This window comes from Microcoleus sp. FACHB-672 (genome assembly GCF_014695725.1).
In the GTDB taxonomy this organism is placed as follows: domain Bacteria; phylum Cyanobacteriota; class Cyanobacteriia; order Cyanobacteriales; family Oscillatoriaceae; genus FACHB-68.
On the sequence record NZ_JACJOU010000027.1, the window covers coordinates 65,884 to 87,608 of the forward strand.

At 45.1% G+C, this 21,725-nt stretch carries 18 protein-coding genes; 13 read left to right on the forward strand and 5 right to left on the reverse strand.

What is annotated here, in order from left to right; genetic code table 11:
• Positions 1-36: 36 nt before the first annotated feature.
• Entirely contained in the window at positions 37-645 is a 609-nt protein-coding gene (locus tag H6F56_RS21385; RefSeq protein WP_190672452.1) for a hypothetical protein, read from the reverse strand.
• A gap of 596 nt (positions 646-1,241) precedes the next feature.
• Between H6F56_RS21385 and H6F56_RS21390 the strand changes: the two genes are divergently transcribed.
• Both H6F56_RS21390 and H6F56_RS21395 read left to right on the forward strand, forming a co-directional pair.
• Positions 1,242-3,350, forward strand: a complete 2,109-nt coding sequence (locus H6F56_RS21390) for a diguanylate cyclase (RefSeq protein ID WP_190672455.1) — start codon at positions 1,242-1,244, stop codon at positions 3,348-3,350.
• Positions 3,351-3,502: 152 nt separating this feature from the next.
• Entirely contained in the window at positions 3,503-4,681 is a 1,179-nt protein-coding gene (locus H6F56_RS21395) for a ferrochelatase (RefSeq protein ID WP_190672460.1), read from the forward strand.
• Positions 4,682-5,200: 519 nt separating this feature from the next.
• On the opposite strand, the gene H6F56_RS21400 is transcribed toward H6F56_RS21395, so the two are convergent.
• Positions 5,201-5,746: an NADPH-dependent FMN reductase gene (locus tag H6F56_RS21400; protein ID WP_190672463.1), complete on the reverse strand. Its 546-nt coding sequence runs from the start codon at positions 5,744-5,746 to the stop codon at positions 5,201-5,203.
• Between the two features lie 285 nt (positions 5,747-6,031).
• On the opposite strand from H6F56_RS21400, the gene ftsH reads away from it, so the two are divergent.
• Positions 6,032-8,017 carry an ATP-dependent zinc metalloprotease FtsH gene (ftsH, locus tag H6F56_RS21405; RefSeq protein ID WP_416361004.1) on the forward strand — a complete coding sequence of 662 codons (1,986 nt, stop codon included), beginning with the start codon at positions 6,032-6,034 and terminating at the stop codon, positions 8,015-8,017.
• 98 nt (positions 8,018-8,115) lie between these two features.
• Here ftsH and H6F56_RS21410 read toward each other — a convergent pair whose 3' ends face one another.
• Positions 8,116-8,733 carry a M23 family metallopeptidase gene (locus H6F56_RS21410; RefSeq protein ID WP_190672519.1) on the reverse strand — a complete coding sequence of 206 codons (618 nt, stop codon included), beginning with the start codon at positions 8,731-8,733 and terminating at the stop codon, positions 8,116-8,118.
• 288 nt (positions 8,734-9,021) lie between these two features.
• On the opposite strand from H6F56_RS21410, the gene H6F56_RS21415 reads away from it, so the two are divergent.
• From H6F56_RS21415 to H6F56_RS21460, 10 genes are all read left to right on the forward strand, one after another.
• Positions 9,022-9,402, forward strand: coding sequence for a hypothetical protein (locus tag H6F56_RS21415; RefSeq protein ID WP_190672465.1), 381 nt, complete (start codon positions 9,022-9,024; stop codon positions 9,400-9,402).
• 192 nt (positions 9,403-9,594) lie between these two features.
• The gene (locus tag H6F56_RS21420; RefSeq protein WP_190672468.1) at positions 9,595-10,206 is read left to right on the forward strand and encodes a nitrate transporter; all 612 of its coding nucleotides are present in this window, start codon (positions 9,595-9,597) and stop codon (positions 10,204-10,206) included.
• A gap of 231 nt (positions 10,207-10,437) precedes the next feature.
• Positions 10,438-10,866 carry an alternative ribosome rescue aminoacyl-tRNA hydrolase ArfB gene (gene arfB / locus H6F56_RS21425; protein WP_190672471.1) on the forward strand — a complete coding sequence of 143 codons (429 nt, stop codon included), beginning with the start codon at positions 10,438-10,440 and terminating at the stop codon, positions 10,864-10,866.
• A 174-nt stretch (positions 10,867-11,040) separates the two neighbouring features.
• Positions 11,041-12,180 (forward strand): LamG domain-containing protein, encoded by a 1,140-nt coding sequence (locus tag H6F56_RS21430; RefSeq protein WP_190672474.1) that lies wholly within the window; start codon positions 11,041-11,043, stop codon positions 12,178-12,180.
• A gap of 4 nt (positions 12,181-12,184) precedes the next feature.
• The gene (locus H6F56_RS21435) at positions 12,185-12,331 is read left to right on the forward strand and encodes a hypothetical protein (protein WP_190672476.1); all 147 of its coding nucleotides are present in this window, start codon (positions 12,185-12,187) and stop codon (positions 12,329-12,331) included.
• Between the two features lie 208 nt (positions 12,332-12,539).
• Positions 12,540-13,919, forward strand: a complete 1,380-nt coding sequence (locus tag H6F56_RS21440) for a Rieske 2Fe-2S domain-containing protein (RefSeq protein ID WP_190672479.1) — start codon at positions 12,540-12,542, stop codon at positions 13,917-13,919.
• 443 nt (positions 13,920-14,362) lie between these two features.
• On the forward strand, positions 14,363-14,872 hold the full coding sequence (locus tag H6F56_RS21445; protein WP_190672483.1) for a hypothetical protein: 510 nt from the start codon (positions 14,363-14,365) through the stop codon (positions 14,870-14,872).
• A 97-nt stretch (positions 14,873-14,969) separates the two neighbouring features.
• Complete coding sequence (locus tag H6F56_RS21450) at positions 14,970-16,532, forward strand: hypothetical protein (RefSeq protein WP_190672486.1); 1,563 nt, start codon at positions 14,970-14,972, stop codon at positions 16,530-16,532.
• 764 nt (positions 16,533-17,296) lie between these two features.
• Positions 17,297-19,495 (forward strand): ATP-binding protein, encoded by a 2,199-nt coding sequence (locus tag H6F56_RS21455; RefSeq protein ID WP_190672490.1) that lies wholly within the window; start codon positions 17,297-17,299, stop codon positions 19,493-19,495.
• Positions 19,496-20,390: 895 nt separating this feature from the next.
• The gene (locus H6F56_RS21460; RefSeq protein WP_190672492.1) at positions 20,391-20,909 is read left to right on the forward strand and encodes a thermonuclease family protein; all 519 of its coding nucleotides are present in this window, start codon (positions 20,391-20,393) and stop codon (positions 20,907-20,909) included.
• Here the strand turns inward: H6F56_RS21460 and H6F56_RS21465 are convergent.
• On the reverse strand, positions 20,899-21,120 hold the full coding sequence (locus H6F56_RS21465; protein WP_190672497.1) for a hypothetical protein: 222 nt from the start codon (positions 21,118-21,120) through the stop codon (positions 20,899-20,901). The two genes, H6F56_RS21460 and H6F56_RS21465, sit on opposite strands and share 11 nt — an antisense overlap.
• 215 nt (positions 21,121-21,335) lie before the next feature.
• Entirely contained in the window at positions 21,336-21,686 is a 351-nt protein-coding gene (locus tag H6F56_RS21470; RefSeq protein ID WP_190672499.1) for a hypothetical protein, read from the reverse strand.
• Positions 21,687-21,725: the final 39 nt, after the last annotated feature.

The window sequence follows — 21,725 nt, forward strand, 5'->3', positions numbered from 1 at the left end:
AAAAATTTAGCTTTGAATGAATTAACATAAAACGATTTATTCCTCACAAACAGGTGGGAGGAGTACACCGTGACGCTCTATAAGGGTAGCTAAAAACAGAGCGGCATTTGTGGGGATGGGCGGTTCAATACCGAAGTCGGTTTTGCGAAACCACCATCCTTGAACCGTTTGTGGGGATCGCCACAAGTCTAAATGTTCCACCGGCGGTGAGGCATAGAAACTTTCGTCCCCGCCTCCCAGTAAAGCAGAACTCCAGTGGGTGAAGTAATCGTGACTGAGTCGGTAGATGGGAAAATCGCCATACAGCGGCACCCCCCAACCATCCAAAGCGATAAAGGCATTCACCCTGCCGCCCATTTGCCGCCATGCCCACGCCGCTCCTATTGCGCCGGCAACGCCGGCACTAAAGCTGATAAATATTAACGACGCTTCCGGCTGTCTCAGGGTTGCACCACTGCCTAGATGCGCTTGCAAAAACTGGAAAATTTCAGGGGCACAATACGCTGGGTAGTCCTGAGTTGGGAAAACCAGCAATGTCTCGGATTGACAAGCAGCCCCACGTTCCTGAAGCTGATCCCGTAACTCTTTAATAAAGGTTTCTGTCAACCTTGGGTGATGAATGCCCGGACAAATAATTAAACTCACAGATTTTCTCGTTTGCGAATTGCAAGCTCGTTAATTTTAGATGCCTCCTCTTCAGGAATGACATTGATTGAGGTCTTTACTTTGCAGCGGGGATCGCCCAATCGTTTTCAGGAACTGACTTGCTGAGTTGCCAGTCTCATGCTTAACAAAACGTTATGAGCATCTACGGGCAAGTCGAGAATCATGAAAGATTACTGCTGTTGGATGAGGCAACCTGCGCTCAAAGTTGCTAAAGTATCTCACTGACAGGGGGGAACTCGCAGCATCCTAGAGCCGGAGACGAAGCCGGTGAATTAAACGCTTGCTTTCCTACAACCTAAGCGCGATTCCTTGCCGGTGCCCGTTATCATTGTTATAAGTCTCACTTTTATTTTGCATAGATTAATTTTTCAATTTAATTCATTACAGACAAAGTTTTAACAATACTTAGTACAGCTTCAGAGTGAAATTTGTTATGGGAGATGCCGATTACTGTCCTTAAATCACTGAGTATATTAAAACCGGCACATCCAGTCATCGGAAAGCTGTGATGTGCACCTCACTTTCCTGTCCACTAAAAGTTTATATCTGGATATAACATCCAGCAGGGACATCAAATGAGTGCCAAGCGCAAATCGCTAAATGTAGCCATCAGGGATTTATTTGTGGGTCGTTACCTCACCCCTGGCTTCATGATCTTTGCTGGGGTGGGATTATCAGTCGTAGCGTTTTTTGTCGTGCGACAGTGGCAACAGGAAGGACTGAACGTTCAACTCCAAAAGCGAACTGACAACTTAGCGAGTTCATTGCAGAAAAATATCGATAGAAATTTTGAAGCGCTGCTAGGCGTTAGTGACTTCTATAGCGTCTCCCCTAGAGAGGTAACGCGGCAAGAGTTCAACCAGTTAAGCACGAACATCCTGTCTCGCCATCCCAGTATTGAAGCGCTGGGCTGGGTTCCCCGTGTCACAAATGCCCAGCGAGCAGCTTTCGAGACAGTCCGTAAGGCGCAAGGTGAAGCCACTTTCCAGATTACAGAACAGCAAAGTCAGGGGACAATGGTCAGAGCGCCTGCGAGAGCGGAATATTTCCCGGCTGCTTACATCGCGCCGGCGGGGAAGTACGACTTGGTTGTTGGTTTCAATTATGGTTCAGAGATCAGACGCCGTTCAGCTTTGGAACAAGCACGCGATACCGGCAACGCGATTGCTACCAGTCGGCTTGATTTAGTGAGCGATCAACCGGGCTTCTTAGTTGCCTTGCCCATATATCAAAACGGCGTTCCCCACAACACCCTGCTGACACGCCGGCAGAACTTAAAAGGGTTTGTCATCAGTATTTTTTTTCTGACTGATTTTGTTAAAACTTCCCTCACAGGACTGGACTTAGAGGATCTCAATGTTGCCTTTTACGACGAAACTCCAGGCGCTGCAGAAAACTTCCTTGCTTTCTATGAATCAAGCAGGAGTCGCGTTCTAACCGAACCAACCGACAAAGAGCGGCTTAAGATGAACAGCAAGTTGGTCTGTCCCAACCCAACCACTTGCACTCGCCGATTGAATGTGGGCAGCCGGCAATGGTCGCTTCTGATCGTCCCAACCCCTCAATACCTCTCAAAAAACAAACCGTGGATTGCCTGGATGGCACTTGCCAGCGGACTGATCCTCACGGGCTGTTTTGCGATTTATCTGCTGAGATTTCAGCGCCACACGTCCAGAGTGGAACAGCTTGTAGAAAAACTCTCAGAGGCTAACTTTGAAATTCGCTCACTTAGCCGCATCACTGATTCACTCCAAGCGTGTCTCACCTTAGAAGAAGCCTACACCGTGATCCCGCGCTTAATCCAAAAGCTGTTCCCCCATCACTCAGGCGGCATTTATGCGATCAGCGCTTCTGGAAATATGGTGGAGGCAGCAACCACTTGGGGATCGGAGCTTTCCAGCCAGTTGGTATTCTCAACCAATGATTGCTGGGCCATTCGCTGTGGCCGAGCGCATCTGTTTGAAAATACCCATAGCGGTTTAGCCTGCCAGCACTTCACCCAACCCTTGCCGGCGGAATGTTTCTGTGTCCCGATGACGGCGCAGGGAGAAAACTTGGGGCTGTTGTTTTTGAGTGGCTCAGAACATGGGAAATTTACAGAAGCCAAACAACAGCTGGCAATAACGGTTGCGGAACACGTTGCCTTATCATTGGCTAATTTAAGGCTGCGGGAAACGCTCAAAAACCAAAGCATTCGCGATCCCCTGACGGGTTTGTTTAACCGGCGCTATCTGGAAGAATCCCTAGAACGCGAGTTACACCGAGCTGAACGCCAAAAACACTCGGTGGGCATCATCATGCTTGATATTGACCACTTTAAGCACTTCAACGATACATTTGGTCATGAAGCCGGGGATACTCTGCTGCAAGAATTGGCCGTATTTTTGCAAGGTTCAATCCGGGGTTCAGATGTTGCCTGCCGTTATGGGGGTGAAGAGTTCACGCTGATTTTGCCGGAAGCGTCTTTGCAGATAACGCAGCAACGAGCCGAGCAGTTACGCGAGGGTGTGAAGCACTTGCACGTTCAGTACCGCCGGCAGCCTTTGGGAATGGTTACGCTCTCGTTGGGGGTGGCAACATCCCCGTTACACGGAGTGAATGCTTCGACGGTGGTTCGCGCTGCTGATGCGGCGTTGTATCGCGCAAAGCAAGAGGGACGGGATCGCGTTGCCATAGCCTCCTGAGATCGGCGCATTTGTGAAGTCTTTTATCCTATGCCCCTAGAGGGGATGCTAACCTAGGAGAATGGACGTGCAGCGCTGGTAATTTGGAAGAGCACCACAACGCCATGCCCTAGCGCTGTACTCCTCATACTAATCCTCTGGAGGAACCTGACGTGGTTGCCACCCCTGAAAAACTGCACACACACCCCCCTGATTCGGCTGCCGGTAATGATCGGGTAGCCGTCTTGCTGATGGGCTATGGCGAAGTTGAAAGTTACGAAGATTTCGCCAATTACAACGAACAGGCGCTCAATCTCCTCACGGCTAAATTTGCGCCGGTTCCGACTTGGATCTACCCGCCTTTAGCGAAACTGCTGGCAATTTTTGACCGGCACGAGTGGGGACATACTCATCACGATTTTATTTCGCCGCACAACGCGATTTTTGAGCGGCAACGTGCCGGTATTGAACACGAACTGCAACACCGTTGGGGTGAGTCGGTGCGCGTGTTTAAAGCTTTCAACTTCTGTGCCCCTTTTCTGCCGTCTCAAGTTTTGGCAGAAATCAAGGCTGAAGGTTTCGACAAGCTGCTGATTTACCCGCTGTTAGTGGTTGATTCTATCTTCACCAGCGGCATTGCCGTCGAGCAAGTCAACAAAGCCTTGGCTGAACTCACGGATGGCGATGAACACTGGGTGAAGGGAATGCGCTACATTCCCTCTTTTTATAATGAGCCGGCTTATATCGATTTGCTCGCTCAGTTGGTTGAGGAGAAAATTGCGGCTGAATTGGCTGATAAATATTTGCCTTCTCAAGTTGGCATCATTTTGATGAACCACGGCTGCCCCCACAAGGCGAAGGGATTTACCTCTGGGATCGCTGAAAGTGAGGCGATGTACGAACTGGTTCGCCAAAAGCTGATGAATCGCTATCCGTTAATTTCTGTGGGCTGGCTCAACCATGACACGCCGTTGATTGAGTGGACTCAGCCGAACGCAGATCAAGCTGCCGGCAATTTGATTGATCTGGGTGCAAAGGCAATTGTCATGATGCCAATTGGTTTTGCGACAGAAAATCACGAAACACTGCTAGATGTGGATCACATCATTCACTCGCTGCAACGCCGGCATCCAGATGTGACTTACGTGCAGATGGCTTGCGTGAACGATAGTCCTGAGTTTCTCAAGATGGCGGCTGAGTGGGCGGTTCCCCAAATTGAAGCGCTCTTTTCAGAACAAGCGTTATCTGTCAATCCCCAGATGGCACTGCCGGCCCTTCACACTCACGAGCATCACGAGCATCACGAGCATCACGACCACGCTCACGATGGCGCTCATCACCATCATCATTAAGAATTGCTATAGATTGTGTGGGGCCGGCAATGCCGGCCCCACTTTTTTAATCTTTTTTTAATGCCGGTTCTAAAAATTTAACTTCTGAGTGCTGGATGCTGAGTGCTGAGTGAGTTTAAGAGTTTTTGAAAAGTTGTAGTTGCGCTTGTGTGCGCGTTTTTACTTAGAGTAGTTTTAGACCGTTAAAAGTGCCTTCAGTTGCCTGTGAGTGCGGGTTTGAGGAGCAAGGGCGAACAACTTCACATTGAAATATTTCCTGTGTTAAAAATTGGGGATCGCTGGCATATTTTGGAGCATTGGTGGATAATTTTCGTCAGTCCACCTCAGGTGCTGAGGAAAATAAATTATGGAAGTTAGTTGGAAACCGCTGCGATGGCTGGCAGGAACAATTGCGTTGCAAGCTTTAACCCTGACTCTCGCTGCTTTACTACTCATTGCCATCGCATAAAACATTTTTAAGAAAAGACCGAGGAGGCGGCTTCTGTTTCCTGCCAAACGCGGAAAAAAACGAGGAGATTCTCAAGCAACGTTTCGCAGTTTGGCAGTATTTATTACCAAACTTTCAGCAAATTGATCAAAGCGTTGGGAAAGTTTTTCATCCACAATCTTGCCGTCTTTGCCAAAAGCTGTCCAGGCTTGACCGATGGCGATTTGTTCGGGAATCACCCAGGCGTGTACCCAGCGCATAATCACTCGCAAGTCATTGAGGGCGTTGCTGTTGGACTGACCCCCCAAAACGCTAATCAAACCTGTAACCTTATCAGAGAGCTGATCGAAGCTCATCAGATCCAAGGCGTTTTTAATCACACCGCTGGGGCTGCCGTGGTACTCGGGAGTCGATAAAATCAATCCGTCGGCACGGCTTACAGCTTTGCGAAGTTTCTCAACATCTGGGTAATCGGGATATTCTTTTTCGCCGTTGCAAAATGGCAACTGCATCTGGCGCAAATCAAGGATTTCCATCTGTGCGCCGAGTGCGGTTATCCGCCCGCTTACGGCTTGCAGGGCTAGGTGACTGTAGGACTGAGGGCGCAAACTTCCAGCAATTCCAACAATTTTTACCATGATCGCTGTTTCTGTGATGTCAGTGAGGACAGTATTTCAGTAAAGCTTCTTATTAAATCGAAGTCATTACGACTACGTTTAATTTAACGAATTTAAAGATTTCCTGTCAAGTCGCCGGCTCCGTTGGAGGGGTGTAGCCGCTGTGCAGATGCAAGGGAAGCGCTGCTAAAGCTAGAATCGGGAAAGATAAACTAAAGATTGAAAAGGTTTTCTCAACTCGTGCCGGTGGGTCGAGCTTCTGAGGATCGTAAGCAAGAGTTAGACAAGTCAGCAGGCGGTAGTGAGATGAAAGGTTCCTGGATGAAAGCAAGCATGGGGCAGCAACCGGCAGGCGGATCTGAGGTCAATCGGGCGACGGCAGAGCCTTTAGCAAAGAAAAGCGTAGGCTCAATGCTGCGTGAGCCGGCACGCCGCCTTGGCTCTCTCGCCGCTGGTTGGTTGATGGTGCAAGGGCTATTGTTGGCAACACCGAGTTTGGCGGCGGCAGAGCGCTTAACGCTCAGTTACAGCCAGCTGTTGCAGAAAATTAATGCCGGTGAAGTCACGAAAGTTGAGATTGATCCCGCTCAACAAATTGCCAAAGTCCAGTTGAAGGACTCGAAGCAAAAAGAGTATGAAGTGTCTTTATTGGAAAAATACCCAGAGGTTTATCAAGCAATTCGCGAAAAAAATAAGCTTAACGAGGATATTCAACTGGATCTGCAGCCCTCTACAGATCACAGCGCGGCAGTGGGGCTGGTAGCCAATTTACTACTGATTATGCTGTTAATTGGGGGATTGATGATGATCTTGCGCCGGTCGAGCCAAGCCGGCAGCCAAGCGATGAATTTTGGCAAAACTCGCGCGCGGTTCCAGATGGAAGCCAAAACCGGCGTGATGTTCGATGATGTGGCCGGTATTGAAGAAGCGAAAGAAGAACTTCAAGAAGTTGTCACGTTTTTGAAGAAGCCAGAACGCTTCACAGCCGTTGGTGCAAAGATTCCTAAAGGTGTGCTGTTAATTGGGCCTCCCGGAACCGGCAAAACCATGCTAGCCAAGGCCATTGCTGGGGAAGCCGGTGTGCCGTTCTTCAGTATGTCGGGTTCGGAATTTGTCGAGATGTTCGTTGGGGTCGGTGCCTCACGGGTACGAGATTTATTCAAAAAAGCTAAGGAAAACGCCCCCTGCCTGGTATTCATTGATGAAATTGACGCAGTGGGCCGGCAGCGGGGTGCAGGAATTGGTGGCGGCAACGATGAACGGGAGCAAACCCTAAACCAGTTGCTGACAGAAATGGACGGGTTTGAGGGGAACACCGGCATCATTATTATTGCCGCAACCAACCGTCCTGACGTGCTTGATGCTGCCTTGCTGCGTCCAGGCCGGTTTGATCGGCAGGTAACGGTTGATTTACCCAGTTACAGTGGCCGGTTGGGGATTTTAGAGGTTCACGCCCGAAATAAGAAGCTGTCACCGGAAGTCTCACTGGAAGCAATCGCACGGCGCAGCCCAGGATTTTCCGGGGCGGATTTGGCCAATTTACTCAACGAAGCAGCAATTTTGACAGCCCGCCGGCGCAAAGACGCGATTGGGCCATTGGAAGTTGACGACGCCATTGATCGCATCACCATTGGACTGACCCTAACGCCGCTACTCGACAGCAAGAAAAAGCGCTTGATTGCCTACCATGAAGTGGGCCACGCTCTGCTAATGACGCTGCTGAAGAACTCCGATCCGCTGAATAAAGTCAGCATTATTCCCCGTTCGGGCGGAATTGGCGGTTTTGCCCAACAGGTTTTTAATGAAGAGATGGTGGATAGTGGTCTTTACAGTCGGGCTTGGCTGAGAGATCGAATCACCATTGCCTTGGGCGGTCGGGCGGCTGAGGAAGTCGTGTTTGGCGATGCGGAAATAACGGTGGGTGCCAGCAATGATATCCGGGTGGTGGCCGATTTAGCGCGGGAAATGGTTACACGCTACGGGATGTCTGAGTTGGGTCCCCTGGCTTTGGAAAGTCCGAACAATAATGAAGTATTTTTGGGTCGAGACTGGATGGCACGCTCTGATTATTCAGAGGAGGTGGCAATTAAAATCGATCAGCAAGTTCGCATGATCGCGCTTCGCTGTTATCACGAAGCTTGCCGGCTGATTGGCGAAAACCGCACCCTGATGGATCGCCTGGTGGATTTGCTGTTAGACGAGGAAACCATTGAGGGCGATGAGTTCCGGAAAATTGTCAGTGAATTCACGCAACTGCCGGAGCATCAGATGGTATCAAGCCAGTCGGCGTGAGCCAGTAGGGACTAGGGACTAGGAACTGGAGTGGGAGAGTGGGAGAAATGCACTGATTGCTTTCACCCTTAATCCCTCAAAGCGTTCCTAGTCCTTAGCTATTCTTGGGTTCTGCTGGAAACAGAGCCTCTTTGCTGGCCGTACATTGCCCGCAGGACAATGGCTGGGTCTATCCACTGGTTGGAGTATCTCAGTCCCCAGTGCAAGTGCGGGCCGCTCGTCCGACCCGTCATCCCCACGCGCCCTATCCGGGCACCAGCAAGAACTTGCTGGCCGTGCCAAATTTGCAGTCCGCCGGCGCGATCAATGAGATAATTTCGACCGTTGGCTTTGCCGGCTTGCCCTTCCAAGTGGCAGTAGACGTGTTCCCAAGGGCCAGATTGAATCACAAGGCCGGTGCCACATCGACCGTCATCGATGACTTCTACAACAACGCCGGCCCACCAGTTACGGATATAGCTGCCCTGTGGGGCTGCGAGGTCAAGTCCGTAGTGAAAGTCCCCGTATCCCCGTGGGCCAAAGGCAGAGGTATAATCTTGAAAATTTTCTACAGGAAAGGATGCACCTTGCCAAGTGCTGCCGGTGGCCACTTGCTGTGCTTCACCAGCTTGCGCTCTTATTGGATCGGGCTGAGAGCCTAAGGCAACTACAGCGAACACACTTAAACCGGCCAAGAACAACACGCGTTTCAGACGCGCTAAACCCATTCCCTTCATTATGTGATACTCCTCAACCGCCAGGTGAGTTTGAGAACAACGCATTATACTATATCTTGCTTTTTGTCAAGCATTTTGCTTGCAAAGTCATTAAGCTGAATAACTTAATTCAGTCTTCAAAGCTAGCCCATCATTCCAGTTCAACGCACCCGATCCGGAAGACTATTAAAGCATGATTTGAGTTCAATCGTGCAAAAAATTCAGGCGGAATTTTAGGTTAAAATCTCACAAAGGCTAAAATCTTTAAGAACTATTACCAATACCTTGCTTTAAATGGTTTTTTGACCGATGCTGACTGAAATATTTCCGTTTAAGTTCGCTCTGGATGCCACAGTAATTGCTGGGGTGAGTCTGTGGTCGCTGGCTCTGTATTTGGGCTTCTCGCCGGTTAGTGAATGGGTGATAGAGCAGCTGAACCGCTGGTTTAATTTTGCTGAGCGATCTCTTTACACTTCTGCCGAGGAGTTTGACAGAACTCGTGCCGGTCGAGAAGCGCAAAATTCATTCTACGCTTCCCTGTTTAGCATCGTGCCCTTTTTTCTAGTAGGTGCGCTTTGCAACTACGGCGTGGAAATTGGTTTGGGGCGCAGTTGGGCGATCAGTATGGGGATCATTGCCTGTATTGGTTCTGGAGTCTATGAGTTAGGGCGGCGAGATAGCCGGTCTTAAATATTAAAATCTTAGGGTTTAAATGGGTTAGCAATTACCCATGACCAATTAGCAATTCGCTTGTGATGTTTCCAGTTAACTTCTGACTGGAATCTTTGTAAATTCAACCGCATTTTTTATTGGATTCATTGCTATACGCCCTTGCTTTTCGGTTACGTGCGGAACGTTCGCAATGAAAGGATAGCTCAGGATATGTCTTTGGCAATTCTAGCCAGCGTGCAACTAGAGACACAGTGGCGTCTACCTTCGGCAATTTTAGCCAGCCTACAGCTATTGTTTTGGGGTTATATTCCTGCTGTTATTTTGGGAGTTCCCATTGCCATCCTGATTGGAAAGAACCGCTTGTCTTATCATATATTTAGGCGACTCTTTCAAATACCCGGCACCATCCCTTCTATTGTTTTATTGCCCCTCGCCCTCCTTGCTTTCAAGCAAAAGCAAGTTGCTATCGCTTTTATCAGTTTTATCAGCGCTATTTTGCAGATTATTATTCATACGGCAATGGGGGTGCGGCAGTTTCAACAAAATTCTAATAACTTGGGTGTTTCTTATATTTTTACAGGTTTAAGACTGGGCATTCGGGTCGCGTGGTTTGCGGTGATTGCTGCAGAAATGCTGGCCGGCACTAAAGGAATTGGCTTTTCGATCTGGGAGGCTTATAAGCTTAATAAAGTTAGCGATTTAATCGTGGCAATTCTTTATCTCAGCATTACTAGTTTCTTGCTCGATCAGCTTTTAGAATTGGGAGGATATGTTGCATCTCAGCTTTTTCCTGAAGAGGAAAAAGAAGATTCGGGTGATTAGGGATTCTTAATTTTGTGAAAACTAATTTAGGATGGCTATAGCTCAATATTATTCCTGCCACTAAGCGAACGTAACCTGCCTGCATTCCTATCAAAGTGGGTTCTTTAAATGTAAAGGCATCTGCTGATTGGATGCAAAATGAATGTAGAACCGACAGCGATTGCACTCAGGAAGCTTGGGAATTGTCAGTTGGACAGCAGTTTGATTTTCTCCTAAAATTATTGATAAACGATGCTGCAAATATCTAACACCGTGAGTGTCCCGGAGCCTGAGATTGAGATGAGTGCAGTGCGCTCTCAGGGTGCCGGTGGACAAAACGTGAACAAAGTCGCAACCGCCATTCACCTGCGCTTTGACATCATGGCGTCCTCACTGCCCGAACCCTACAAAGAGCGACTGTTGAAGCTAAATGATCAGCGCATTACCAAGGAAGGCGTCATTGTCATCAAAGCTCAAGAACACCGCAGCCAAGAGCAAAACCGAGAAGAAGCCCTGCAACGACTGCAAGAATTGATTAAACGTGCGGTGGCATTACCCAAACCCCGCAGAAAGGGCAAACCCACTCGCAGTTCTCAAAGGAAACGTCTCGATAGCAAAACTAAGCGAGCGCAGTTGAAGACGATGAGGGGAAAAGTCACGGATGAACGAGAGCATGACTAGATCGCTAACAGCGGCAATTCACCCCCAATAACCTTGAATTGGAAGGAACTGTTTATTGTTGAAGAGTGAATTCTCAGCGTAGTTACAATCTTAGAACCAGCTAATAAATTATGATGGCCGCAGCTAATTTGAGCGAGTAAAAAATTATTAAAGATTCTCACCGAGCGAGGGTAAATGATCCAGACACAGCCCATCTTTAGCGTCTACGGCACGTCCAGTACCTTCCCACTCCTCCAATGGTCATTTGATGCTCAAGGCAACTTGGTGAGTGATGACCCGACTCTGGGTCCCGCCAGCCTTAGGGGCAACGCTCATTGTGCTGTCGAGCGAGTGGAACGCGGACCTTATCAAAGCTTACGGTTGAGCAATGATGGTATTACTTTGCCACTCAGTCCTTTGCTAGAGGTGGCTGAAGAAGACTTTTCCGTCTGTGCCTGGATTCGCACGGGTGATTCAGGCATTTCAAAGATTATCGACAAGCGAATTGAGGATTCTGGGACTATCCAGGGGTGGTCTTTCTTTATCTACCAAAGTCGGATCAACTTGCAATTAGCTGATGGTAAATTAATTGCCGGCAACACTTGGTTTAATTATGCCTACTCACGCGAACATTTGGCTCCTTTGCCTATTGTTAGTGACAATCAGTGGCATCACCTTGCCGTTACGATTAATCGCGATGAGTTGGATGGAGGACGCTGGTATGTTGATGGTGTCGAAGTCGGCCAGCGGTTCAACCCAACAAATAAGCAGGGTTCCTTAAGCACCCACATTCCTCTCACAATTGGGCAACGCTCGGACAGTAGTGGAGGTGGCTTTCGAGGCAATATTGGGGATATTCGGCTCTATAAGCGGGCCATACCGGCAGAAGAGGTGCGAGCGATTTATCAATCGGTCCAGCTTCCCCCCAGCAATGGCATCGCCGATCCAGCCACTCTGCCTCAAAACTCTGTCATCTACTACCGAGGCGTGGTGTTGCCAGAAAGATACCTCTGCCTACACCCCCACCAGTGGCAACCGCACTGGATTTTAGAAGAATCGAATGCCGAAGTTCGGCGTCTCCTCGTTCAAGAAATTGGCTACAGCCGCATTTTGCAGGAGTTGCAGGCAATAGAGGTGGATTCTTGGAATGAATATACACTCCTCAAACTGCCGCAGGCGATGGATTCTGAGCCGCTATTAGTGTTAAAAATGACCTGCCCCAGCACTGGATCGATTCATACCTTGCGCGTACCGCCTCAACTCGCCTCTGCTAGAGAAGCGATCCGCTGGGCGATCTGGGGTATTGACCCAGAACAATTTGCGGTGCAGACCTAGAGCGTTGAGCGCAACCGTCACCGGCACTGATCCTATCGCCAAGGCTGATCACTATGGATTGCTGGCTACGGCGCTGGATAAATCAATTGCTTCTGAATATTTCACCGCCATTGATCGGCTGCTTTACTCTCTACGCCGTGGTCGGATTTAAATGACGAATGAACTGTCTGTCGTGAGCGTTTAGAGAATTGCTATTACATAATCTGCGATGTGCCGGCGAGGAAACTCAACAGCCTCTGACTTCAAGATGAATCGCTAAATATTGGCAATGCACAATTATCACTCCCTGCATGACGTGAGTGAGTTGTTAAGATGTGTAAAGTATCTTTGTTCTTAAGCCAAATTTAAATCGTTTGAATATGCTGACCGAAGCGCAAGTCTCAGTCAACCAGCCGAATGAACTTCTTGCCGGCGGCACTGACCCTACTCAATTTGACTGCAAGGAAGCCTGGTATCCTGTCCATTATGTTGAAGATTTAGACAAGACTAAGCCCAATAAATTTACCCTGCTCAGTCAAGACCTCGTGTTGTGGTGGGACACTCAAGCTAACTGCTGGCGGGCTTTTGAGGATCAATGTCCCCATCGGTTAGCGCCCCTCTCAGAAGGGAGAATTGCTGAAGATGGATTGCTGGAATGTCCTTATCACGGCTGGGCATTTCAAGGTGATGGCGCGTGTGAGCGCATCCCGCAAGCGCTGACTGGGACAGCACCACAACAATCAAAACGGGCTTGCGTGCAATCATTACCGACTGCGGTGCGCCAAGGATTGCTGTTTGTTTATCCGGGTCAACCGGACAATGCGCCAAAAGTTGCTGTCCCAATTATTGAACCGCTTGAGGAATCGCCTGACGGATGGATTTGCCTCAACACATTTCGTGACTTGCCCTATGATGCGCTAACACTACTGGAAAACGTGTTGGATGCCAGTCATGTGCCATTCACGCACCATGAATCAGTTGGCAACCGCGCGAATGCTGCCCCGGTTGAGTTAGACGTGCGTTCATCAAGTAAGCAAGGCTTCACCGGCTTGTGGGAAGAAGGCCCACGCAAAGGCACTCTAGGGCAGCAACATACTCGCTTTATTGCTCCTAATTTAATGTTGCATGACCTGACCTCAAAGCAGTTTGGCAGAACCATGACGGTGGTTTATGCTACACCCATTCGTAAGGGTGAGTGTCGGGTGTTTGCTCGGTTTCCCTTTAAGTTTTCCTCCAAACTTCCCGCCTTTTTTATCAAACTAACCCCGCGCTGGTATTCCCACCTTGGGCAAAATAACATTTTAGAAGATGACCAAATTTTCTTGCATTATCAAGAGCGTTACTTAGAAGCCAAGGGGGGTAGTGAGCATTTTAACAAAGCGTTTTATTTGCCTACCAAAGCAGATGCGTTTGTCTCACAATTACGTCAATGGGTGAACGTGTTTGCAGCTGATCCGTTTCCAGGTGAATCCTTGTCACCGGCACTGTCTACTGAAGTGTTGCTTGATCGCTACCATTCTCATACGGTGAATTGTTCTAGTTGTCGTGGTGCGCTTGCTAACTTGAAACGAATTCGCTTGATTGTGGCATTCTTGGGCATCATTTTGTGGGCAATTCTGCCGTTATTGAATCATGCTTCTGTGTTCCTAAATTTGCTGCCTGTTATTGCTGCATTGGCATGGTGGGGGTTAAGCAAGTTAGAGCGCCGGTTTTATGAAGGTCGTGCTGTACCACCTCGAAATTTACCCCAGAAGAAGTGAGCGTTCGGAAAACATACAACATCCTTATAGCCAAGATTAAGGAGTTGCTTTATAAGGGGGGTTACTCTTCCCCCTTATAGGGAGAACGAAGTCTGAAAGCCTTGATTCATAAGGATTTTTTTGTCTCATAGTCATTATTTTTACTGTGATTTTTTATCACCGTGGTTTCTTGATACCTCTCTTTCCTACTTCTTTATTACTCTCAAATTTTAATTTTCGTAAATAAAATATAAACAAAAAACGATAAATGTTTATTTTTATTACATTAATAAAATAAAGTTTTGGCTATCTTTACTTCTTAAATAGATCAGGCTTAAATATAGATGTGAGATTACGTTAAGTTGCCAAGGTCTATTTACTATGGAAAGTAGTGTTGACACCCTCAAACATGAGCTAAAAAGCCTGGGAAATCAACTAGATAATTTAGAAATTGATATAAAAATTTGACTAAAAGTACCCAACTAATTTTAGGCGATGCTAATTTAATAAAAAAACAAATAAAACAAATAAATATTTCTCAAAAGTCGATGCTGAAAATCAAATTTGAAATAGACCTTAAAATCAAGAAAATAGGTTTAGAAAGTATTGTTAAATCAGCAATAAATTCAGTAAGCAATGTAGCTGGAGCAGTTGGAAATACTTTAGGTAAAGCAGGTAAATTTACATTGCTAATAATGGCGAAAGTATGGATAGCTGATATACAAGATGGATTCTCAGACTTTGATAGTCCTATACTAGAAAATTTTTCAGCCCCCGGTGTTTCTGTACCTGATATTTCAATATCTGATATAGCAGAAGAGATTTCAAGCCAGATCATAGAGGGAGGAATTTCTAATCTTATAGATACTATTGAGGATCAAAAAAATATTTTATTTAATAATTTAAGTGTTTCTAATATAGATGAACTTAAATATTTGCAACTAGTATTTATCGAATTAAAAAAAATGGATTGAACTCCTTTTAATACAAAGTGAATGGATTAAAAAAATTGCAGAAGAGTGCCTTAAAAGTAAAGCATTAATTAATTTGATAGAAAATAAATATATTTTTTTGAATTTAGATTTAGATCAAGAATTTAAAAAAATTAGTAAAGCTGTAAAATTAAATTTCATTAAATACAATTCATTGGAAGATCAATTGATTGATTTAAAGAAGTCTCAAAATGAAATTTTTTCCTTGCAAGCTATCCTGAAAAATATTAATGGTTCTCTAAAAAATAGGAATCTTAGCCAGATCACAAAAATTCCTATCGATTTAGATTTATTGTTAGAGACTTTAAAAGATTTAATTATAGAACTAGGTTGTTATATAGAAGGAGTAAAGTTTAACAATCAGGGTGAATTGGTATTTATAACTAAATCCAATAAATCCAATAGCCTGCAAAATCTATTTGAAAATTGGCAAAAAATGTCAATTCAGTGTGATACTTTAATGTCAGCGAACAAAAGGTTAGAGAAAGTAGCAGAAATTTTAATACAAGAGAAAATATTAAATGAAATAAGTACCTCTTCTGAGAAGGGTATTTTATCACTTAATACAATCAAAAAAGAAGTAGGTAAAATATCTCAGGAAATTAATCAAGGTTTTAGTTTAATTAGCACTTATTTAATTAAAGAAAAAATTCAGAAAATTCAAATTCATCAAGAAAAGCTAAAAAATATTCAAAAAAAGTTAAATGAGCTTATTGAAATTTTCATGAAAATATCTAACAACCCTTTAGATATTAAAAATGTAAAAACTTTAATTTCTAAATTTGGAAAAAATTGTACTGGCTTAATTATTGATACTAATGGCAAGGAATCTTTTAGTTTTAATATTGATGGTTTTCACAAGAGCTTTGATCAATTAAATGAAGAATATGAAAGCTTAGAAAGCACTATTGAAACTACACTAAAGCAAGCTATCAGTAAAATTAATTCTGGTAAAAGTTGGTTAAAAATAAAACAGCGATTAGAAAAAATATTCTTAATATCATTTTTAGTCGCAATAGGTTATTTTGCTTGTAATAATAGCTCTACAAAATTTTTGATTAAACAGTCTATGGAGAAATTATTGCCCCAACAGCAAAATGATCAAATCTACAGCGAGACGGTTCCACAACAACCAGAAGGATTGACAAAACCCCAAGAACTTAATGATCAACTATCATTAACGAATGCTCAAAAATTAGCGATGGAAGCTGCTTTAATGAGTCAAAATGCTCCTCATCCATTAGAACAATGGCAGCAAATAGAAACTAAATGGCTAGAAGCAATTAAATTATTAGAGACAATTCGAGAAAATTCTATATTATATTCTCAAGTTAAGGAAAAATTGGAAACCTACAAATCAAATCATATAGCTATTAATCAAAGAATAATTACTGAGAAAACAGCTATTGCTAATTTAGAAAATGCTCAAAAACTTGCATGGGAAGCATCTATCATTGTTCAAAAGCCTCCTCATCCATTAGAAGTTTGGTTTAAAGCTCAATCAAAACTAGAACAAGCTATTACCTTATTAAAAACTATTCCTAAAGGATCTTTTGTAGAGTCCCAAGCTCAAAACAAATTAGAGACTTATCAAGCTAATTACAATGTAATTACTCAGCAAGTTAAGAACGCTCAAAATTAAACTAAGCTACTTCTAAGCCAATTAGAACACTATGCCTTTGTAAAATAACCGTACTTTTAGAGACTGGTAATATATGTAAATCCTTATAGCTGGATATTTTACATGACTTAGCTTAAAATGGCTTTTAGAGGCACGAAAATAACTGTGAATAGGGATTCCACTTTTAGCTCCGGGTTCTCCTTTTCTTTGCTCATCTCTGTTTGCTATTATCAAGCTATAACTTAACAGCGTTCTCGCAGTGGCGTGTAGCGCTCTCGCTATACCCTACCAACCTTTTTGTCACCCGTTGATGAATTTGATCTAACCACATTGGCATCACCGACGCACCAAATTTTAAGAATGCGATTGCCTTCTGTACATCAAATAGCTAGCAATCGCTACCTTTGAAAAAGCTTAAATTCCTTTCCTTGCCGGCTTTTCAGGTAATGGACACAACTGGACTCAAACCAGTGACCCCTACGATATCAAAATTGCTTAATCCTTCCAGAAGCTTTATTAGGTGCAGAATCGGTACATTAGTTTCCCGCTGCAATTGGGGTAACAGGGGGCGAAACAAGGAAGCTACTTGCACAGGAGACTGCGCTTGCCCGTAAAGCTGCTTTTCCTTCGGAAGATTTTGTATTATCTGTTTCGATGGTTTTTGAAAGTAAAGGTAGTTTGAATTTTCCCTTCCAGCATCCTAAACCTCAGGCAAAGCTCATAGAATGTTAGATACGTGGGCATCATAAGAATCTTCTATTAAAATTAGAGTTGTCTTCCCTACAATGAAAATTCATCAGCCTCGCAGAGTTAGCGCGTTTCCATTACAAATTGTTCTGATTATTCCCTTCATTCTCCAAATTCTTGGAGCCGTTAGTTTAGTAGGCTACTTGTCCTTTAAGAATGGACAGAGAGCAGTCAATGACTTAGCAGAACAGTTGATGGCTCGCACTAGCGATGTTGTGGATGAACACCTGAAGTCCTATCTGGCAATTCCCCAAACCCTCAACCAAATCAATGCAGATGCTGTTCGTAGAGGAATGCTGGATGTGCGCGATCGCCAAATCGTTGGCAAGTATTTCTGGGATCAGATGCAGGCGTATGACCTTACCTACATTGGGATTGGCTTAACCACAGGCGAGGGGGTTGGAGCGGCTCGTTACGATGGCAAAACCATCACCATTGATGATTGGACTGCCAAACCTCCCAACAATGTGATTACCTACGCCACTGACAACCAGGGCAATCGAACTCAAGTCAATGCTCGCTGGGATTACAGAAACACGAATGAATCATGGTACACCCAGCCGATTGCGGCTGCTAGACCGATCTGGGCGAGGATCATTACCGGAAATTATCCTACAGGTCCCTATATTGCAGTTTCTGCCAGTCGTCCCATCTATGATGCTCAAAACCGCTTGGTGGGAATGATTGCAATCGACCTTCATCTGCTGAAACTCAGTGATTTTTTACGCACTTTAGATATCAGTCAGTCTGGTCAAGTGTTCATTATGGAGCGAGATGGCACCCTAATCGCTAACTCCATAACAGCACAGCCTTTTACCCTTGCCGGTCAAAAAATCCAGAGATTACAAGCGATCAATAGCCCTAATTCAACGATTCAGAGCATTGCCAGCCACCTTCAAGTCTCCAAAGGGCTTCAGTCTATTACCCAATCCACAGCCTTTCAGCTTGAGGTGCAAGGAGAAAGACACTTTGTCAATGTTGTGCCCTGGCGCGACAACTATGGCTTAGATTGGCTCGTGGTCGTGAGTGTGCCAGAAACCACATTTATGGGACAAGTCAATGCTAATACGCGCACGACGATCGCACTTTGTCTGGGCGCATTAGTTCTTGCTTGTGTGATGGGCGTGTTCACTTCTCGTTGGATTGCTCGTCCGATACTTCGCCTAAATCAGGCAAGTGAGGCAATGGCATCTGGCAATTTAGAGCAGACGGTGGGAACGAGCAGTATCCGAGAACTTAACACGCTGTCCAATTCCTTTAACCACATGGCAGGGCAACTGCGCGGCTCTTTTGCTGCTTTAGAGAAAAGCAAGGAGGAATTGGAAGACCGGGTAGAAGAGCGCACAGCCGAACTCAAGAACACATTAGAGGAATTGCAGCGCACTCAATCTCAAGTGGTTCAAAGCGAAAAAATGTCGAGTCTTGGGCAACTTGTCGCCGGAGTTGCCCACGAAATTAATAACCCGGTCAATTTCATTCACGGCAACCTTACCCATGTGCAGGAATGTACTGAGAGTCTATTGGAGTTTGTGGAATTATATCAGCAGCATGATCCTAACCCTGCTCCTGAGATTCAATCGCTAGCTGAAGATATCGATCTAGAGTTTTTGCAAGAAGACTTACCAAAAATGCTGGCTTCTATGAAACTGGGAACCGAGCGCATTCGCCAGATTGTCCTCTCGTTGCGAAACTTCTCGCGCATGGACGAAGCGGAGTTCAAAGCAGTTGATATTCACGAAGGGATTGACAGCACCCTGATGATTTTGCAACATCGCCTCAAAGCTACATCCGAACGACCAGCAATTGAACTGGTCAAAGACTATGCTGAACTGCCGCTCGTCGAGTGCTATGCCGGACAGCTCAACCAAGTATTTATGAATATCTTGGTGAATTCTATTGATGCAATAGACGAGAGTAACGCCCAGCGTACCTATCAAAATATTAAAGAGCATCCCAATCGAATTACAATTCGCACGTCAACTGTGAATGCAGAATGGGTGAAAGTGGCGATCGCCGATAACGGAGTCGGTATTTCTAAAGAGATTCAACAACGAATATTTAATCCTTTCTTTACGACCAAACCGCTTGGAAAAGGTACTGGAATGGGGATGTCCATCAGCTACCAAATCATCATAGAGAAACATGGCGGCAAATTGGAGTGCTTCTCACTCCCCGGTGAAGGAACTGAGTTCATCATTCAGATTCCTCTCCGGCAACACGTTAATCCTGCAGTTTAACTGGATTAACGTGTTACTAGCACATAACGTTCGAGTTACTTCTTTACAGAAACCCTGTGGGCGAACTTGGCGTAAAGCTAGGGAAGCTGTCAAAACGGCAAAGTAGCTGAAACCAAGTCAGACAGGGATTTCCCCATAACTTGGTCATAAACCTCCTGATCTTCCCCAATACTTAATTAACTCCTTGACTTTCCGCCTGCGTATTCCTCACCCGAAACCCTTACGTCGCTCACAGTCCATTCTCGATGGGTAGAGCTGCGATCACGATGAGCCGATGAAACACTTTTCTGATACTCTGCCATCTCAGTAAACAAATAAAACGCCTCTGCAACCCGGCATCCTCTCAGAAAAAAAAGCCCCAATAGATTGTGGGGCTTGAGCTTAATTTAGCTGGGTATATCGGCATAGGGATGGAACAGACACAAGCACATCAACCATTGATAAATATCGATTTAATAGCTCCTTCCCGCTCTCAGTTGAAGCCATTCATTCTCAGTAGATGGCTGAAACCGGCATTCTTTGTCATAGTTCAAGGATGCAGCTAGCTAGCAATCGCAACCATTGAAAAAGCTTAGATTCCTTTCCTTGCCGACTTCTCATTTAATGGACACAACTGGACTCGAACCAGTGACCCCTACGATGTCAACATTGCTGAATGTTTCCAAAAGCCTTGCCGTGCAGCAATTATAGCGTTTTATGAAAATGAATATATCAATTTTATATTTTTTCCGCAAATTGCCGGCAATCCCGGCCCATTCACCGTGATACGCTTCCGGGTGGAAGCCCTAGACGGGCGACCTCCACTGTGACAGTGCCGGCAATCCCTGCTCATCCACCGTGATGGGGTGCCGGCAGAAGATAATAGAATATTACTCACCAAAAAGTTTTTGCTTTCATGGACTTACAACCGCACAAAAAAATTCAGACAACAATTAAAACCGTTCTAGACGGAGACACCGTAATTCTTAGGTATAACGGACAAGAATTTTCTAGTCGCGCTCGGTGGATAGATGCCCCTGAAACAAAAAAATGGGGTCAGTCTAGCGAAGATCCTAGAATTCTTAAACATTGGGATTGGGCTGAAAAATCTAAAGCATTCTTATTAAATCTAGCGGCCCGCTCCCAAATCCTCACGATTATCCCAGTTCAAATAGACCAATACAACCGATGGGTGTGCGATTGGTATCTAGGGACAGAAGTTAAACTAGCTACGAATCTTCAAGTTCAGTTATGTGCTGCTGGAATGTCTGCCAATTCTTTACCCTTCCAGCACTATCATTTTTCAGCTTCCAGAGATTTGAGCCTTTACGTTGGGATTTTAAGAAAGTGTGCCGGCGCTTGCAAAAAAAGAGTCGGATTCTGGATGGAACCCGACTTTATCCTGCCTTATGAATTTAAGAAGCTCATTCTGTAGATTCTAAAAAGGTCTTTAGCATTTCAGGAGCAACGGACTTCATTCCAGACATTTCGCTATTGGCTACAATCATTGTCATCAGCAAGATGATTATTTTTTCCCAAAATAGCAGTCGCCCTCTTCTCGTCTGATTGTCTCTCAGACTTTTTAATTCTTCCTTAAGGGCTAAAATTTCTTTAATGACATCGTTGTTCGGATTTGGAGTGTTCATTTTAGAAATAAACCTATTTGAAATAGGCAGTGAATTCTATTTTTATTCTAAAAAATGTAATATTTCCATCAGTATTTTTACGGATTCTATTAAAATCATGAAAATAAGTTTTGATATATAAACACTAGAAAAATTCCAGGTAAATTAATCAGAATTGAATCAATATAAAGATACTAACTATTCACATTTTATTCGTAGGTTCTGATTATTAATTTTCAAATATTCCCTGAATAAGTTAGCAATCTAACTTTACAAAATCTAGAATTTAGACCGCACGATTCCCAAACCCAGTTAGACATCGACAGTAGGGGAATTTTTGGAGGGGAAAATACAAATAACGTTACATTCATCTGCCGGCCCCACCCAAGTGGCAGGGGTGTGCTTGGTTCCCGCCAGAGACTATCGACTAAGCACCCTACCGACAGCCGGCACTGCGGCTGTCGGCTCCCGGCAGTCCCACCAGCGGGATTGTCCAGCTGTAACGGTGCATGAGGAATGGGTGTAGAACCGGCACCAATTGCATTCTGTAAGTTGGGGACAAATGGATAGTAAAAGTAAGCACTCACACTTGAAGACTATGTGGGGAAAAGTCATTGAGCTACAGG

Bases quoted from the DNA above. Each gene is read 5' to 3' on its own strand.
- H6F56_RS21460 (WP_190672492.1), top strand. From the start codon at position 20,391: ATGGACTTACAACCGCACAAAAAAATTCAGACAACAATTAAAACCGTT.
- H6F56_RS21400 (WP_190672463.1), bottom strand. From the start codon at position 5,746: ATGGTAAAAATTGTTGGAATTGCTGGAAGTTTGCGCCCTCAGTCCTAC.
- H6F56_RS21430 (WP_190672474.1), top strand. From the start codon at position 11,041: ATGATCCAGACACAGCCCATCTTTAGCGTCTACGGCACGTCCAGTACC.
- H6F56_RS21455 (WP_190672490.1), top strand. From the start codon at position 17,297: ATGAAAATTCATCAGCCTCGCAGAGTTAGCGCGTTTCCATTACAAATT.
- H6F56_RS21465 (WP_190672497.1), bottom strand. From the start codon at position 21,120: ATGAACACTCCAAATCCGAACAACGATGTCATTAAAGAAATTTTAGCC.
- H6F56_RS21420 (WP_190672468.1), top strand. From the start codon at position 9,595: ATGTCTTTGGCAATTCTAGCCAGCGTGCAACTAGAGACACAGTGGCGT.
- H6F56_RS21410 (WP_190672519.1), bottom strand. From the start codon at position 8,733: ATGAAGGGAATGGGTTTAGCGCGTCTGAAACGCGTGTTGTTCTTGGCC.
- H6F56_RS21440 (WP_190672479.1), top strand. From the start codon at position 12,540: ATGCTGACCGAAGCGCAAGTCTCAGTCAACCAGCCGAATGAACTTCTT.
- H6F56_RS21390 (WP_190672455.1), top strand. From the start codon at position 1,242: ATGAGTGCCAAGCGCAAATCGCTAAATGTAGCCATCAGGGATTTATTT.
- arfB (WP_190672471.1), top strand. From the start codon at position 10,438: ATGCTGCAAATATCTAACACCGTGAGTGTCCCGGAGCCTGAGATTGAG.
- ftsH (WP_416361004.1), top strand. From the start codon at position 6,032: ATGAAAGGTTCCTGGATGAAAGCAAGCATGGGGCAGCAACCGGCAGGC.
- H6F56_RS21415 (WP_190672465.1), top strand. From the start codon at position 9,022: ATGCTGACTGAAATATTTCCGTTTAAGTTCGCTCTGGATGCCACAGTA.